This is a genomic window from Micromonospora sp. LOL_014 (assembly GCF_048060245.1).
Classification (GTDB): Bacteria; Actinomycetota; Actinomycetes; order Mycobacteriales; family Micromonosporaceae; genus Micromonospora_E.
On sequence record NZ_JBHMIP010000039.1, the window covers coordinates 16625 to 31806 of the forward strand.

Annotated in this window: 18 protein-coding genes; 14 read left to right on the forward strand and 4 right to left on the reverse strand. The window is 71.0% G+C overall.

Annotation, left to right across the window (positions count from 1 at the left end; all coding sequences use genetic code 11):
* Positions 1 to 4: 4 nt before the first annotated feature.
* The 8 genes from ACFHW1_RS25995 (at position 5) to ACFHW1_RS26030 (ending at position 7528) form a co-directional block, all read left to right on the forward strand.
* Positions 5 to 571, forward strand: a complete 567-nt coding sequence (locus ACFHW1_RS25995) for a flavin reductase family protein (RefSeq protein WP_416550786.1) — start codon at positions 5 to 7, stop codon at positions 569 to 571.
* A gap of 66 nt (positions 572 to 637) precedes the next feature.
* A complete protein-coding gene (locus ACFHW1_RS26000; RefSeq protein ID WP_416550785.1) occupies positions 638 to 1615 on the forward strand; it encodes an NAD-dependent epimerase/dehydratase family protein in 978 nt (325 codons plus the stop codon).
* Positions 1612 to 2877 carry an LCP family protein gene (locus ACFHW1_RS26005; RefSeq protein ID WP_416551085.1) on the forward strand — a complete coding sequence of 422 codons (1266 nt, stop codon included), beginning with the start codon at positions 1612 to 1614 and terminating at the stop codon, positions 2875 to 2877. Before ACFHW1_RS26000 ends, ACFHW1_RS26005 begins: the two co-directional genes overlap by 4 nt.
* 151 nt (positions 2878 to 3028) lie before the next feature.
* Positions 3029 to 4249, forward strand: coding sequence for an LCP family protein (locus ACFHW1_RS26010; RefSeq protein WP_416550784.1), 1221 nt, complete (start codon positions 3029 to 3031; stop codon positions 4247 to 4249).
* A 10-nt stretch (positions 4250 to 4259) separates the two neighbouring features.
* Complete coding sequence (locus ACFHW1_RS26015) at positions 4260 to 4595, forward strand: rhodanese-like domain-containing protein (protein ID WP_416550783.1); 336 nt, start codon at positions 4260 to 4262, stop codon at positions 4593 to 4595.
* Positions 4596 to 4659: 64 nt separating this feature from the next.
* Complete coding sequence (locus tag ACFHW1_RS26020) at positions 4660 to 6120, forward strand: ATP-binding protein (protein ID WP_416616326.1); 1461 nt, start codon at positions 4660 to 4662, stop codon at positions 6118 to 6120.
* An 11-nt stretch (positions 6121 to 6131) separates the two neighbouring features.
* Positions 6132 to 6557 (forward strand): ATP-binding protein, encoded by a 426-nt coding sequence (locus ACFHW1_RS26025; RefSeq protein WP_416616328.1) that lies wholly within the window; start codon positions 6132 to 6134, stop codon positions 6555 to 6557.
* Positions 6558 to 6646: 89 nt separating this feature from the next.
* On the forward strand, positions 6647 to 7528 hold the full coding sequence (locus ACFHW1_RS26030) for a DUF5926 family protein (RefSeq protein WP_416616329.1): 882 nt from the start codon (positions 6647 to 6649) through the stop codon (positions 7526 to 7528).
* A 12-nt stretch (positions 7529 to 7540) separates the two neighbouring features.
* On the opposite strand, the gene ACFHW1_RS26035 is transcribed toward ACFHW1_RS26030, so the two are convergent.
* Entirely contained in the window at positions 7541 to 8752 is a 1212-nt protein-coding gene (locus tag ACFHW1_RS26035; RefSeq protein WP_416550779.1) for an arginine deiminase, read from the reverse strand.
* Between the two features lie 166 nt (positions 8753 to 8918).
* Here ACFHW1_RS26035 and ACFHW1_RS26040 point away from each other — a divergent pair, with 166 nt between their 5' ends.
* The 5 genes from ACFHW1_RS26040 to pheA all read left to right on the forward strand — a co-directional run bounded on the left by ACFHW1_RS26040 (position 8919) and on the right by pheA (position 12340).
* The gene (locus ACFHW1_RS26040; RefSeq protein WP_416550778.1) at positions 8919 to 9668 is read left to right on the forward strand and encodes a hypothetical protein; all 750 of its coding nucleotides are present in this window, start codon (positions 8919 to 8921) and stop codon (positions 9666 to 9668) included.
* 180 nt (positions 9669 to 9848) lie between these two features.
* On the forward strand, positions 9849 to 10331 hold the full coding sequence (locus ACFHW1_RS26045; protein WP_416550777.1) for a hypothetical protein: 483 nt from the start codon (positions 9849 to 9851) through the stop codon (positions 10329 to 10331).
* A 39-nt stretch (positions 10332 to 10370) separates the two neighbouring features.
* Positions 10371 to 10769 (forward strand): ACT domain-containing protein, encoded by a 399-nt coding sequence (locus ACFHW1_RS26050; protein ID WP_416550776.1) that lies wholly within the window; start codon positions 10371 to 10373, stop codon positions 10767 to 10769.
* A 4-nt stretch (positions 10770 to 10773) separates the two neighbouring features.
* Positions 10774 to 11373 carry a hypothetical protein gene (locus tag ACFHW1_RS26055; RefSeq protein ID WP_416550775.1) on the forward strand — a complete coding sequence of 200 codons (600 nt, stop codon included), beginning with the start codon at positions 10774 to 10776 and terminating at the stop codon, positions 11371 to 11373.
* 10 nt (positions 11374 to 11383) lie between these two features.
* Complete coding sequence (pheA, locus tag ACFHW1_RS26060; protein ID WP_416550774.1) at positions 11384 to 12340, forward strand: prephenate dehydratase; 957 nt, start codon at positions 11384 to 11386, stop codon at positions 12338 to 12340.
* A gap of 58 nt (positions 12341 to 12398) precedes the next feature.
* Here the strand turns inward: pheA and ACFHW1_RS26065 are convergent, their stop codons facing one another.
* The 3 genes from ACFHW1_RS26065 to ACFHW1_RS26075 all read right to left on the reverse strand — a co-directional run bounded on the left by ACFHW1_RS26065 (position 12399) and on the right by ACFHW1_RS26075 (position 14134).
* Positions 12399 to 13091, reverse strand: coding sequence for an AIM24 family protein (locus tag ACFHW1_RS26065; protein WP_416616331.1), 693 nt, complete (start codon positions 13089 to 13091; stop codon positions 12399 to 12401).
* An 83-nt stretch (positions 13092 to 13174) separates the two neighbouring features.
* Entirely contained in the window at positions 13175 to 13528 is a 354-nt protein-coding gene (locus tag ACFHW1_RS26070) for a metallopeptidase family protein (RefSeq protein ID WP_278173063.1), read from the reverse strand.
* Between the two features lie 174 nt (positions 13529 to 13702).
* Complete coding sequence (locus ACFHW1_RS26075) at positions 13703 to 14134, reverse strand: OsmC family protein (RefSeq protein ID WP_416550772.1); 432 nt, start codon at positions 14132 to 14134, stop codon at positions 13703 to 13705.
* A gap of 74 nt (positions 14135 to 14208) precedes the next feature.
* Here ACFHW1_RS26075 and ACFHW1_RS26080 point away from each other — a divergent pair, with 74 nt between their 5' ends.
* Positions 14209 to 15159, forward strand: a complete 951-nt coding sequence (locus ACFHW1_RS26080; RefSeq protein WP_416616332.1) for a hypothetical protein — start codon at positions 14209 to 14211, stop codon at positions 15157 to 15159.
* Positions 15160 to 15182: the final 23 nt, after the last annotated feature.

A 15182-nucleotide genomic window follows, 5' to 3' on the forward strand; every position in this document is an offset into this window, starting at 1 on the left:
CACAATGTTTCACGTGAATCATCCCGAGCCCGGTGCCGAGATCCACTATCGCGACCCGTTCGCCACGGCGAGTGAGGACCGTTCGCCCGCGCGGCGGCTACGTGGCCGGCTGGCCGTCCCGGTAACGCTGTGGACGGCCGGTGGTGGGTCGGCTCCACTCGCCGGATTGACCGTGTCGTCAACGGTGCTGGCCGACGGTGACCCGCCGCGACTGCTCGGGCTGCTCGACGAGGAGTCGCAGCTGTGGGAGGTGCTCCGCGAGTCGGGCAGGTTCGCGATGGTTCCGCTGGGTCCGGCGCATCGGCAGCTCGCGGACCGGTTCGCTGGGCTGATGCCGGCGCCGGGCGGACCGTTCAAGGCAGCGGACTGGCAGTTCACCGAGTACGGCCCGGTCCTGGCGGGGGCAAGCGGGTGGGCGGGCTGCCGGCTCGACGACGCCCGACCGTACGGGTGGGCGATGCTGGTGGAGGCGACTGTCGAGTCGGTCACGGTCGGCGACGAAGGCGACGCCGGGCCGCTGATCCACTACCGCGGCCGGTACCGCGAACTCGGCGAGCCGCGCGGCCGGTAGCTCGGTCCGGGCCGACCCGGGTGGCAACCGCTGGCCGGCCGGGGCGCTACCACTAGGCTCGGGAGCATGCTGCCTGTTCCCCGATTCGGCGACGGCCATCGAGTGTTGGTCACCGGAGGTGCTGGTTTCGTCGGAAGCCACCTCGTCGACCGGTTGGTCGCGCGTGGTTGTGCGGTGGTGGCGGTGGACAACTTCGTCACCGGCTCCAAGGAGAACGTCGCCCACCTCACCGACGAACCTCGGTTCACCCTCGTCGAGGCGGACATTTCGGACGGATTGCCGGATCATCACCCGGCGTTGCGTCAGCGGTTTGACGCGATCATGCACCTTGCCTCGCCAGCCAGCCCGACGGACTTCGCCACGCTGCCGATCGAGATCCTCCGGGTCGGCTCCCTCGCCACGTTGCACCTGCTGGACCGGGCGGTCGCCGACCGGGCCCGGTTCATCATGGCGTCGACCTCCGAGGCGTACGGCGACCCGTTGGTGCACCCGCAACCGGAGACCTACTGGGGCAACGTCAACCCGATCGGGGTGCGCAGCGTCTACGACGAGGCCAAGCGGTTCGCCGAATCGGCGACGATGGCGTACCACCGGTACCGCGGGCTGGACGCCGGCATTGTGCGGATCTTCAATACGTACGGGCCCCGGATGCGGCCGGACGACGGCCGGGCCATCCCCACCTTCATCAGCCAGGCGCTGCGCGGCGAGCCGATCACCGTGCACGGCACCGGCGGGCAGACCAGGTCGATCTGCTACGTGGCGGACCTGGTGACCGGGATCGTCGCACTGCTCGACTCCACCGAGACCGGGCCGATCAACTGCGGCACCGAGCATGAGTTGACCATGCGGGAGCTGGCCGAGCGGATCGTCCAACTGGTGGGCAGCTCGTCGACGATCAACCTGGTCGCCCGCTCCTCGGACGACCCGGAGATGCGCCGTCCGGACCTGACCCTGGCCCGCACCAGGCTCGGTTACCAGCCGACGGTCGATCCGCAGGACGGGCTGCGCCGCACCATCGCCTACTTCCGCCAGCGACTCGGCTGATCGGCGGCGACTCGGCTGATCGGCGGCGGCCCGGCAGTCGAGTCATCGGCGGGCGAGCGCCCGGTACGTACGCTGGAGGCATGCCAGCCAGCAACCAGCACGGTGACCGGTCAGTCAGCAGCCGCCCCGGTGGCCGGGCCGTCCCCGGCCGGACGACCGGTCCGGCCGGCACCGCCTACGGGTCCTCGAGCGGCCGGGCGCAGGTGCCGGTCGGCGGTCGTGCCGGCAACCAGTACGGTGGCCCGCCACGCCGGCTGCGGCCCCGCTGGGGGCGCATCGCCCTGGTCGGCGGGGTGGCGTTGGTGGTGCTGGCGCTGCTCGCCAGCGGTGGGCTCTGGGCGTACGCCCGTGGGCTGGACCAGGATCTGGGGCGGACCGATCCGTTCTCGCAGATCACCGAGGGGCGGCCGCCGGCCGCAGTCGACGGCGCGCTGAACATCCTGCTGATCGGCACCGACTCGCGGGATCCGGACGCCCCGGTCGACCAGGCCGGCAAGTGGCGGGCGGACACGATCATCGTGATGCACATCCCGTCGTCACACGACCGTGCCTATCTGGTGTCGATCCCGCGTGACCTGTACGTGCCGGTCCCGTCGGACGCCGCTGCGGCCTGCGAGACCGGCGAACGTGCCAAGATCAACGCCGCGTTCGCCTGGGGCGGGCTGCCGCTGGCGGTACGCACCGTGGAGTGTTTCACCGACGTGCGGATCAAACATGTGATGTCGATCGACTTCGCTGGTTTCGTCGAGGTCACCGACGCGCTCGGCGGGGTCGACCTGACCGTCGAGCAGGACACGACGTCGATCCACAAGCCGTACCGGCAGTTCAGTGAGGGCGTCAATCACATGAACGGCACCGAGGCGCTGGACTGGGTCCGCCAACGCAAACAGTTTCCGGATGGTGACTTCGCGCGTATGCGTCACCAACAAGAGTTCCTCCGCGCACTGATGGACAAGGCTGTGAGTTCCGGCACACTGTCGAACCCGGTCAAACTGAATGCGTTTCTCAAGGCGACGACCCAGGCGGTGACGGTCGACCAGGGCTTCTCCCTGGTCGACATGGCGCTGCAGTTCCGCAAGCTCAGGGGAGAGAACCTGCACTTTCTGACCAGTCCGCACAACGGCAGCGAGACGATCAACGGCGAATCGGTGGTGGTCTCCGACCGGGAGAAAGCGTTGTCGATGTACCGGGCGATGGCGGCCGATCAGATGACCGCCTGGGTCCAGGCCAACGTCACGCCCAGTCCGGGTGCCAGTGACTGACAGCCCTGATCCGGTGACTGAGTGGATATTGCCGGTCGTCACCGGGTGACCGGTCAATCCGACACAAATCTGAAACCCGAGCAGGGTCGATAAGTCGACCAAGTTTCCGTACAGTGGGCTCGCCCTATTGTCACGCCCCCCAGGAGCAGGCATGCCGGTTCAGACCCGCCGACGTTCGACGTCGACCGAGTCGGGGAACCCGCTCGCCACCCGCGGCGCGGCCGGACGTCGGTCGAGCGGCCGGTCGGGTCCGGGCTCCGGCCGCAGCGGCTCGGGCCGGCGGCCCCGCCGCAAGGACCCGGTCTGGGCTCGCACGATGGTCGTGCTGGGTGCGCTGCTGATGATGCTCAGCGGCACCACGATCGTCGGCAGCAAGTGGCTGATCGCCCAGGCGACCAGCGGGATCGAGCAGTCGGACCTGCTCGGCGTCGCCGGCAAGACCGACGCTGAGGGCGGCGACAGCCTCGAAGGCCCGATCGACATGTTGCTGCTCGGCATCGACCACCGGGCCAGCTGGGCGGAGTCGGACACCCGGGCCGACACGATCATTATCCTGCACATCCCCGCTACTCACGACCAGGCCTACCTGATCTCCGTCCCCCGGGACACCGAGGTCGAGATTCCGCCGTTCGACAAGAGCGGGTGGCCGGGCGGGGTCGGCAAGGCCACCGAGGCGTTCTTCCACGGCGCACAGAACGGTGCCGGGCACAAGGGCGGTGCCCAGCTGATGGCAGAAACGATCAAGAACCTCACCGGGGTCAGCTTCGACGGCGCCGCGATCATCAATTTCAGCGGCTTCAAGTCGGTCATCGACAGCCTCGGCAGCGTCCGGCTCTGCGTCGATGAGGACACCCCGTCGATCCACATGACCCTGGTCGACGGCCAGCCGATGTGGAACTCCGACGCCGACAAGGTCAGCGGGGAGAAGCAGCAGGTCGTGCACAAGAAGGGCTGCCGCGAGATGCAGGGCTGGGAGGCGCTGGACTTCTCCCGGCAGCGATACGGGCTGGACAACGGCGACTACGACCGGCAGAAGAACCAGCAGAAGCTGATCAAGGCCATGGCCAAGAAGGCGATGTCCAACGGGGTGATGACCAACCCGCTCAAGCTGAACGAGCTGATCGACGCGGCCGGCAAGGCGTTCGTGCTGGACACCGGCAAGGTGCCGCTGCCGGACTTCGTCTTCACCCTGCGTGGGGTGGCCGCCAACGACCTGGTCATGCTGCGGACCAACGGTGGCAGCTTCAACGGCAACGACGCCGGCCGGGAGAACATCGATCCGCTCAGCCAGGAGATGTTCCAGGCGGTCAAGAACGACAACCTCGCCGAGTTCATCCTCGCCAACCCGTCGGTACTGGCGGGCCAGGAATAGACTGTTCGGCATGCATGGGCCACCGATCCCCACCGTTGACGTCCCCGACGTATCCGCCGACGCGTACCTGCTGGACGTCCGCGAGCCCGAGGAATGGGCGGCCGGGCACGCGCCGGGCGCCCACCACCTGCCGATGATGGAGATCCCGCACCGGTTGGCCGACGTCCCGCAGGAGGGCGACGTGGTGGTGGTGTGCCGGTCCGGCGGCCGGTCCGGGCAGGTCGTCGCCTACCTCAACCAGCACGGCTGGGACAACGTCCGCAACCTCACCGGCGGCATGCAGGACTGGGCGGCGCACTCCCGACCGATGGTGAGCGAGTCCGGCGAAGCGCCCCGGGTCCTCTGATCGGCGGCGCGGCGCTGGCGGCCCGGCACTGCCCAAATCCGCCGGCACCGGGCAGACTCGAAGCATGCCGGAACGCCCCGACTATCCGAGTCTGATCGCTGGACACACCGTCGTCCTCGATAGGATCAACAGCGGTGAGTCGGGGCTGCCGATCCTGCACCACCTGCTGCGACTCGCGCAGCGTGCGCTCGGCGCCGCCGGGACCTCGTTCGCCGAGTACGGACCACACAGGGGTCGGATCATCGCCGCCACCGGTGCCGCCGAATGGTCGGTCGGCCGACCCGTCGACCTCGACGAACCCGCCACCGCCCGGCTGCTCACCGGACCGCGGACCGTCGAGTTCCCGGTGACGGCGCTCGCCGCCGGCCCGGCCGACCAGATCGCCGGCCGAGGCCTGCATCGGATGCTGATCGCGCGCGCCGAGATCGGCGGGGTGCTGATCGGCAGCCTGCACGCCTACTACCCGGATCCGGACCGGAGCGCCGGCCCTGACCATCACACGCTGATCGCCTACCTGGCGTCCTGCATCGCCAACATGTACGGCGACCAGACCGGGCTGCCGGTGCACGGCGACGGGCCAGTGGTCGCCGCGCTCGCCGACGGACTGGCCATCGTCGATGACGAATCCTGCGTGCGGCTGTGGAACCCGGCGGCTGAGCGACTCACCGGCAGCACCGCACAGGACCGGCTGCACCGACCGATCCCGTTCCCGGTGCCGCCCCCCGGACAGGTCGTGGACCATCAGCAGCCGGACGGCCGGTGGCTGCGGATCACCTCCGGGGAGCTACCGGGCTTCGCCGCCTCCCGGGTGGTCACCTTCCGGGACATCACCGACCAGCACCACCGCGACCACGACGTCGACCTGTTCATCGCGGTCACCAGCCACGAGCTACGCACCCCGGTCACCGTGATCAAAGGGTACGCGGAGACCCTCAGTGATCACTGGGAGTCGTTGACCGACCGGGACCGACGGGAGGCCGCCCGGGTGCTCGGGCAGCGGGCCACCGAACTGGCCCGGCTGGTCGACCGGCTACTCTCCGCCGCCAATGACTCGGGACCGGCAGCCGGCACGCCGTCCGCCCCGTTCGATCTGGTCGAGGCACTGCGGGCCACTGTCGAGAATCTGCCCGCCGGACTGCGTCAGCGGCTCACCGTCGAGCTGCCCGACGACCTGCCGAAAGCGGTCGGAGACCGGGCGAGCCTGATCACCGTACTCACCGAACTTGCCACCAATGCCGACAAGTACTCGCCATCGGGCAGCCCGATCGAGGTCACCGCCATCGCCGACGAACGCTCGGTGGCCTTGCGGATTAGTGATCGCGGCATCGGGGTACGTCCGGAACACGTGGAACGAGCGTTCGATCGGTTCTGGCAGGGCGAGTCGGGCGACCAGCGCCGTTACCCCGGCGCCGGACTCGGCCTGTACCTGGTCCGACAGATCGTCGAGCGCCAACACGGCTGGGTGTCCCTGCGGCCCCGTGACGGCGGAGGTACGGTCGCCGAGGTGCGGCTGCCCCGCAGTTGAGAGGAGGCGGCGTGACCTCGGCACTGGCGGGACGGGTGTGGAGCATGCTGGTACCGCACCATGCCAGCGGTGCCCGGTTCGCCCGTCACCAGCTCGCCCGGACGTTGGCCGACCGGATCCGCCCCGACTTCCTGTCCGACGTGATGACGGTCGTGGCCGAACTGGTCGGCAACGCCGTACGGCACGCCCGGCCGCTTCCGGACGGAACGATCCGGGTGACCTGGCAACTGATTCCGCGCCGGCACAGCCGCACGGTCCTGCTGCGGGTGACCGACGGCGGGTCCGAGGACGTTCCGCAGGCCCGGACCGCCTCGTCGGGTGCGCTCAACGGCCGTGGCCTGGGCATCGTCGCCGCCCTGGCTCGCCGGTGGGGGGTAGAGCCCGCCGGCTCCGGCCGTTGCGTCTGGGCAGAGATCGGCGAGCCGGATTCGGGCTGAGCCGGGCCGGGGGCAGATTCCAGCGGTCGCAGACCCGGGGGCCGGGCGGATCCCCCGGTGGCGGGCCGGTTCCTCTAGGCTGTCTGGCCGTGGGCAAGCGCCGAAAGCAGGACCGGGCCGCCAGTGGCGGCAAGCGGGAGAAGATCCGCGACGTATTCGTGCCCCGGCCGTTCGCCGGGCTGGCCGACGAGCCGGACTGGGTCGCGCTGCGCGAACTCGTCCCAGCGGCCACCGCGCCGTTGATCCTCGAAGCCGAGCTGGCCGGCAAGTACGCCGACCGGACGGTGACGCTGGCCACCGTGCTGCCGATGGCGGCCCCGGCCGTCGTCCGAGCCGACGGCCAGATCATGATCGGGCTGCAGCGGCACGCCCAGTCCGGGGACGTCTCTCGCGACCTGGCGGCGGCGTTGCTGGCCGCGCTGGAGACCGCGCCGGGCGACACGGTGCCGGTGCCGCCGCTGCCCGGCCCCGGCCCCCGGCTGCAGGACGTGCTCGCCGACGGGGCGCTGACGGTCCAGGTGCACGACAGCTTCGCGTTCTGGGTGGAGCCCGAAACGGCCGCCAACCCGGCGGTGCAGGCCTCCCTGGAACGGGCCGACGCGTCCATCTATCCGACGACCCGGATGGCGGCGGCGCCCGCCGCGTACTGGTGCCGGGTGGGGGAGCGGGCGCACGTGCGCTGGGTACTGCCCGGAGACGAGGACCGGACGCTGGACACGCTGGCCCGGCTGAGCGCCGCCGGTGACCTGCCGATCGGGCCGCAGACCCGGTTCGCCGGGATGTTCCGGGCACACGGGCTGCTGGTGCCGGTGTGGGACCTGCCGTCCGGGCCGGAGGCCGCCGAGTGGGAGCAGCCGTTGGCCGAGTTCGCCGAGCGGCTCGCGGCGGCGGCCAGCGTCACCGATCCGCTCGACGCCGCCGCCCGCCGGTCCCGGCAGGGGCTGCTGGGCCGGCAGCTCACGCTGCGCTGACCCGGCGGCCGGTCAGTCGGGCCGGAGCGGATCCCGGACCAGGGGTGCCGACATGCACCGTGGGCCGCCCCGGCCGGACCCGAGTTCGGCGCTGGGGATCGTCACCACCTCGATCCCGGCCCGGCGCAGCTGCGTGTTGGTCGCCGTGTTCCGCTCGTACGCCACACACACCCCGGGAGCCAGCGCCAGGGTGTTGTTTCCGTCGTCCCACTGCTCCCGTTCTGCGGTGACCGGGTCCAGCCCGGTGCCGACCAGCCGGAGCCGGTCGATGTCCATCGCGTCGGCGGCAGCCCGCAGGAACGGCGCGGGTCCAGCGACCTGCAGGTCGCCCGAGGCGGTACGGATCACCGTGTACGCGGCGAGCTCCTCGGCCATCGGCGGGTACATCAGCACCGCGTCCACGTCAACCAGCGTGCAGATGGTGTCCAGGTGCATGGTCGCCCGTCGTTGGGTGATCGGCACCACCAGGACGGTGTGGGCCAGCCCGTCGCCGAGCACCCGCCGGGCCAGTCGCTCCACCCCGGCGGGTGTGGTCCGTTCGCCGACGCCGACGGCCAGCACGCCAGGGGCGAGCAGCAGCACGTCGCCGCCTTCGACGTGTTCCTGGTCCGGCCGGTGGATCAGCTCGGTCCCGGCGAACCGCGGGTGGTGCCGGTAGATCAGGTCGGTGAGCCGGCCCTCCCGGCGGCGGGCAGGCATCGCCAGGCTGGTCACCGCCACCCGGTCGCGGATCCAGACCGATGAATCGCGAGTGAACAGCAGATTGGGCAGCGGGTCGATGATGAAGTCGTGCTCGCGCAGCAGGGCATGCACCAGCCCGGCCGGCCGGTCGTCGCGGCGGGGAAGTTCGCCACGGGCCAGGCCGGCGACGAGCACCCGGGCCAGTCCGGCCGGGTCGAGGTAGGCGAGCTGCTCGGCGACCCGGTCGCGCAGGGTTTCGCCCAACCGGCGGCCGGCCAGTACGGTCGCCACGGCCTCGGCGCGGGCCGGGGCGGCGGCGAGCGTCTCAGTGAGCAGTTGTTCGAGGTAGAGCACCTCGACACCGCGCTCGCGCAGCACGGCGGCGAACGTGTCGTGCTCGGCCTGGGCGCCGGCGACCCAGGGGATCGCGTCGAAGAGCAGGGCACCGGTGTTGCGGGGGGTCAGCCGGGCCAGCTCGCTGCCCGGACGGTGCAGCATGACCACCCGGAGGTGGCCTACCTCACTGTCGACGTAGTGCGTCACACTCGCAGCCTATGGCAGTCGTTTGGCACCATCTGTTGAAAGAGTCGTGGGGTGAATAGGGCATTCATCCCTACTCACTCCGGCCTGGTGTCTTGCTTTAGTACCGGTGTCGCCACGTACGGTAGTTGGTAGTCCATCGTCCAGGGGACCTTTGCCGGAGGTCGTGATGACTGTCTTCCATGAGCGCCGCGTGCTGCCCGCCCAGCGGGCGCTGCCCCGACCGGATGAACGGGCGATGGAGGAGTCCGCACCTGGCACGTTGGAGGCCATCCGGCCGTCGCCGATGGAGTGGGCCCGACGCCGTCGGGCCGAGCGTGGCGCCAAGCGGATCGAGGCGGCCGGTGCCCGTGCGCTGAACCGTCTTGATCAGCTCGGCCCGTCCTGGCACGTGGTGAACTGGCCGCGTACCGACAGCCCGGACCGGGTGCTCGGGCTGGAGACCGCCGGCCGCGAGGAACGTGCCGGGTTCCTGGCCATCGGGCCCAGCGGGCTCTTCGCGGTCACCGTCGTCGACCACGGCCGCAGCCGGGTCCTGGTCGCCGGTGACGTGGTGCAGATCAACGGCAAGCGACCGACGTACGTCGCCGAGGCCCGCCGGGACGCCAAGCGGGCGAGCAAGGCGATGTCCGCCGCGGTCGGGCACACCATCCCGGTCGCTCCGGTGCTCACCTTCGTCGGTTCCGGGGTGATCAGCGTGTACGGGCTGCCCAAGGAGTGCATGGTCACCACCCATCGGGAGCTGGATCGGCTGCTCATCGCCGGGGGCACCCGGATCAGTTCGGCCACCGCCGAGAAGCTGTACCAGGTGGCCCGGCACCCGGAGACCTGGCTGAACGCTCCGTACCGCTCGGCGACCGACTACCGGTGGTACGGGGCCGGCCGTTCAGCCGCTGACAAGCCGACCAGCCGGCGGTAGCCTTCGGGGCGAAGGCGCTGACGACCTCACTACGGCGTACGTCCCGCTGCCGACCAGCTTGTGACGACTGCACCCGTTCACCCCGGTCTGTCCGATCCTGAGCCTGCTCGGCATCAGTCGACGGACCCGGCAGAGACCGGATAGCGTTGCTGTTGTCCGGTTGAGTCAGGGGAGGCGCGGGTGGCGCACGTCGAGCTCTCGATCTCGGAACCGCTGGTCCCTCAGGCCCGCGAGCCGATCGAGCCGATGCGCGTGGACAACTTTCAGCTGTGGGCGGCCACCGCCGCTACCGCGCTGGAGCCGTGTCTCGTCCTGCGCCAGGACCTGACCGTCGCCGCGATCTCCCGGTCCTGCTGCGACTTGCTGGGCCTCGGCGAACCCGGCCGGGTCGAAGGCCGGCCGCTGCTGGCCGGCCTGCGGCTGGTCGACTTCACCGCGCAACGCGGCGAGCTCGACGAGACCGAGATCGACAAGATCCCGCCGCTGCTCGCGCTCAGCTCCGGGCGGCTCGCCCGCGGCCTGCTGCGAGTCGACAGTGACGCGGCCACTGCCCAGGGCGACGGCACGGTGGACGCGATCGCCACCCCGGTGTGGACCGGCAAGAAGGTGACCGGGTCGCTGACCTTCTTCGCACCGATCACCACCGCGTACTCGGCCGGATGACCGGCCCGCCGGTCGACGCCTCTGCCGTACGCTGCCCTCATGCTCGACCTGGACTTGCTGCCAGCGGAGTACGCCGTCTGCCGCCTACCGGCCGGGTCCTCGCTGCCGGCCGAATACCTGGCCGGCCCCACCGCCGGGGTCGTCTCGGTCACCTGGACCGAGGACGAGGTGTCGGTGATCTGCCGCACCGACCGGGTGCCGCCCGGTGCCAAAGTCGAGACGCCGTGGCGCTGCCTGCGGGTGGTCGGCCCACTGGACCTCGCGCTGACCGGGGTCCTCGCGTCGCTCGTCGGTCCGCTGGCTGAAGCCCGGGTCAACATCGTGGCATTCTCGACCTTCGACACGGACTATCTGCTGGTGCCGACCGTCCGGCTGTCCGAAGCTCTGGCCACGCTGACCGGCAGCGGCCACCGGGTCGCCGGCGCAGCCGTACCATGAGTTGGTGCTGTCCGCACGTCGACGGTCCCGGGCCGGCAGCCGGCACCCCGGCCGGCGCGCCGGCTTCGGACTGCTGCTGATCAGCGCGGCACTGCTCGGCGTATCGATGGTCGCCGGTTGCGGTCGGCCGCCCGGGGTCGACGCCTCAACGGCGGACGCGGCGCCGGCGCCGGCACTGACCGGCACATCGCCGCCGACCGCACCGCCAGGTACGCCCACGCCGACGCCGGCCAACCCGCCGTCGGCCACCCCGAGCAGCTCCCCGACGGCCGACGGCTTCCCGGTGGCCGTCGCCGTCGACTGCGCCGGGCGGCCCACCGCCGCCCAGGTGGTGGCGCTGCTGCGCCGCACCGACGGGCTGCTACCAGCCGGCGCCCAGGTCAGCGTGCCGGTGGCACCCCGGTGCGCCGGCAGTTGGCAGTACACGGTGGTGCAGATCCCGTCCCGGGAGCCGTTGCAGGTGGTCACCGAAGGGTCGCCGACCTCGTTCACGTTGGTCACCGCCGGTACGGACGTCTGCGTCATCCCGGTCCGGGTCGTCGCGCCGGCCGGGATCCGTACCCTCGCCTGCGAGTCGGTGCCGATCCCGCCGACCACTCCGTAAGCTGGCCGGCATGTCCGTCCCTGCGCCGACCCGATTCGCCTTCCTCGGCCCCGAGGGCACCTTCGCTGAGCAGGCCCTGCTGACCATCCCGGCGGCCCGGCAGGGCGAGCGGGTCGTGGCCCGCAGCGTGCCGGAGGCGCTCGACGCGGTCCGGGCCGGCAACGTCGACGCGGCCCTGGTGCCGCTGGAGAACTCGGTCGGCGGAGCGGTCGGCGTCACCTTCGACGAGTTGACCAACGGCAAGCCGCTCGTGATCACCCAGGAGGTGGTGCTGCCGGTCGACTTCGTGCTGGCCGCACCCGCCGGCACCACGTTGGAACAGGTCCGCACCGTCGCCGCCCACCCGCAGGCGTCCACCCAGTGCCGGTCCTGGCTCCGCCGGCAGGTGCCGAACGCCGCCGTGGTCGACGTACTGTCCAACGGCGCGGCGGCCGTCGGCGCGGCGGCCGGTGAATACGACGCGGCGATCTGCGCGCCGATCGGCGCCAGCGGCCACCGACTGACCGTGCTGGCCGACAAGATCGCCGACCACGTTGACGCGGTGACCCGGTTCGTCCTGGTCCGGCGCCCCGGACCGCCGCCGGCCCCGACCGGCGACGACATCACCACCCTGGCGGTCTACATCGCCCACGACCGGGTCGGCGCCCTGCTCGCGGTGCTGATGGAGCTGGCCGTCCGGGAGGTCAATCTCACCCGGATCGAGTCCCGGCCGACCGGGGAGGCACTCGGCCGGTACGCCTTCTTCCTGGACTGCTCCGGGCACGTCGCCGACGACCGGCTCGGCGACGCGCTGCGCGGGCTCCGCCGGGTCTGCGCCGACGTACGGTTCCTCGGCTCCTACCCGCGGCACGACTGGCCGCCGGCGGCCGGCGCCCGCACCACGGGCGGGCCGGCCGGCCGGCACGACGACGAGTACGCGCAGGCAGCCGCCTGGCTGGCCCGGATCCGCGCCGGCCAACTGGACTGAGCCGACCGGACACCGCCAGCGGGGTCAGTCACCCGGCGCGTCCCGCGCGTCGGTCGGGCTACTGGGGGATCTGGCCGGCGCCGCGCACCGGCGGCTCCTCGGACGGCTGGACGATCACGAAGCCCTGGCCGGCGAAGCTCATCGTGAACGCCTCCCCGGTACGCCGGCCGAGCAGCGTACCGATGCCCAACTGTTCGGCCCGGTGGTAGCCGGTCTGCAGGCTGGCCGACCAGCAGACGGCGGCCTGCGGGTCGACGTAGGTCGGCTGGTCGACGGAGAGCACGACCGGAGTGCCCTTGGTGGTGATGGCCAGCCGTCCCTGCCCGGTGAAGACACAGTTGAACAGGCCGGAGGAGGAGGCGAAGCCCATTCCCTGGACCATCCGGATGTCGTACTGCAGCGTGGAGTCGAAGGCCAGCACGCTGGAGCCGTTGATGGACAGCGCGTCGCCCGGCTCCAGATCGATCAGGTGCACGTCGGCGGCCTCGTTGGCGAGGAACACGTCACCCTGGCCGGTCAGCTTCATCAGCGGTACGCCTTCGCCGGTGAGCTTCTGCTTGATGAAGTTGCCGAGACCGCCGGAGCCGAGCGCCTGGAACTGCACGTGGCCCTGGTAGGCGACCATCGAACCGGTCCGGGCCATCGCTTCGCCGTTGAGCTCGATCTTCAGCAGTTTGGAGTTCTGCAGCCGCAGCCCGGGCTGGGCGGACTCCTTCTCCAGGTGATCGGCGGAGAACAGGGCACTGCGCATGGGTTCCTCCTGGTCAGGTTGATCGACCGAAGGGTAGGTAACCCGCGCAACCGCACGTCATCGCCCGGCCGGACCATCCTTGGTCAACCCCAGCCCAGATCGTGTAGCCGTTCGTCGTCAATGCCGAAATGATGGGCGATCTCGTGCACCACGGTGATCGCGATCTCGTCGACCACGTCGGCCTCGGTCGCGCAGATCCGCAGGATCGGGTGCCGGAAGATGAGAATCCGGTCCGGCAGTACGCCGGCGTAGTCCCAGCCCCGACTGGTGAGGGCGTGTCCCTCGTACAGACCGAGCAGCTCCGGCTCGCCCGGCGGGGTCTCGTCCTCGACCAGGATCACCACGTTGCTCATCAGCCGCAGCAGCTCCGCTGGGACCTCGTCCAGCGCCTCCCCGACCAACTCCTCGAAGCGCTCGCGGCTCATGTCGACCGGCATCGGTCCATTCTGCCGCACACCGGCTCCCCGGGGCGTTTTCCGGGCCTGCCGGGTATCGATCACCGGGCTTGCTTCGGTATCGATCCCGGGCTCGTCCAGACACCGGCGAACGTGAGATCGGTCGACGGCGCCGGACAAGCCCAGGATCGTCAGGGTGGCGTCGTGGGCGGGCGGTCAGACGGAGAGGCTGGCGTTCAGGGTGATCTCGGCACCCGGCGACAGCAGGCGGGAGATCGGGCAGTTCGCCTTCGCCGCCTCGGCCAGCTTCTGGAAGGTCTCCGGGTCGACACCGGGTACCTCGCCCACCGTCTCCAGGTCGATCCGGGTGACGGTCATCCCGGCGTCCGTCTTGTCCAGGTGCACACTTGCGGTGGTCTGCACCGACGTCGGGGTGAACCCGGCGTCCGCCAGACCCTTCGAGAACGCCATCGAGAAGCAGCCGGCGTGGGCGGCACCGATCAGCTCCTCGGGGTTGGTGCCCTCGCCCTCATCGAAGCGGGACCGGAACGAGTAGTTTCCTTCGTACCCGCCTTTCCCGGTGCGGATAGTGCCAGAACCCTCGGTCAGATTGCCCTGCCAGCGGGCAGATGCGGTACGGATAGGCATGGGCATGACGCTAGCTCACCTCGATGCCCGACGCGACGATGCCCGTGCAAGGTCACCGAGGAGGCTCGGACCCGATGCCCGACGACGGCCGCCGTACCGGCGCGGAACCCGCCCTGCCCCGCCCGCCGGCCGACCAGCCGGCGGTGATCGAGCTCGGCGGCGACGACACCCCGCTGGCCGACGGCCCAGGTCCTGGGTCCGAACCGAGCCCTGGCCCCGGCAGGTGGACCGTCGTCGCTGAGCGGCTGTCCGGCGCGACCGCCGCGACCGTCGACCGGGCCCGTGCCGCTGCCGTAACCCGGTTCGGCTCGGCTGGCCGCGGCAACCTGCCGAGCCTGCTGCTCGCCGCCGTCGGGGTGCTCGCCGCAGCCGGCTCGCTCGGCGGCGTGTGGCTGACCTTCGAGATCCCCGGAATCGACGTCGGAAACGGCGGTCCCTATGCCGCCGCCGTGCGGCTCGCCGAACTCAGTGCTTTCGGCACCGGGTACCTGCTCGGTCTGCTGGCGTTGCTGGTCTGTGCAGCCCTGACACTGTTCGGCTCCCACCGCAACCGCCCCGACACCCGGATCGCCGGGCTGACCATCGGTGCCGGGATGGTCGCCCTGCTGGTCACGGTGATGCTGAACGGCGACGAGCTGATCCGATCGTCGTTGCAGGTTCCCGCCGAGATGGAGGTGCTGGTCAGCCGTGGTACGGCGGTGACCGCCGGCCTGGTCGGCGTCGGCGCGTTGCTGCTGGCGCTGTACCTGGCCGGGCGGACCGCGGCCGGCCGTAGCGGGACCACTGGGAGTGGCGGTGCCGACATCGAAGGCGGTGCCGACCATGGTCGGGGGCTCGACGGGAGCGAACGACCCGCGACCGGCGACCCGGCGGGTCCGGCGCCCGCCCCGACCGACCTGCCGTGGCGTCGGCCGCGGGACACCGCTCCGGAACCGGGCGGGGGTGCACCCGCCGATTTGACGGTCGGGCCGACCGCCCCGTTCGTCCGGCCGGACAACCCGCCGCACCAGACACCCCACTGGTGAGGACGCACCGCTGGCGAGCCGGC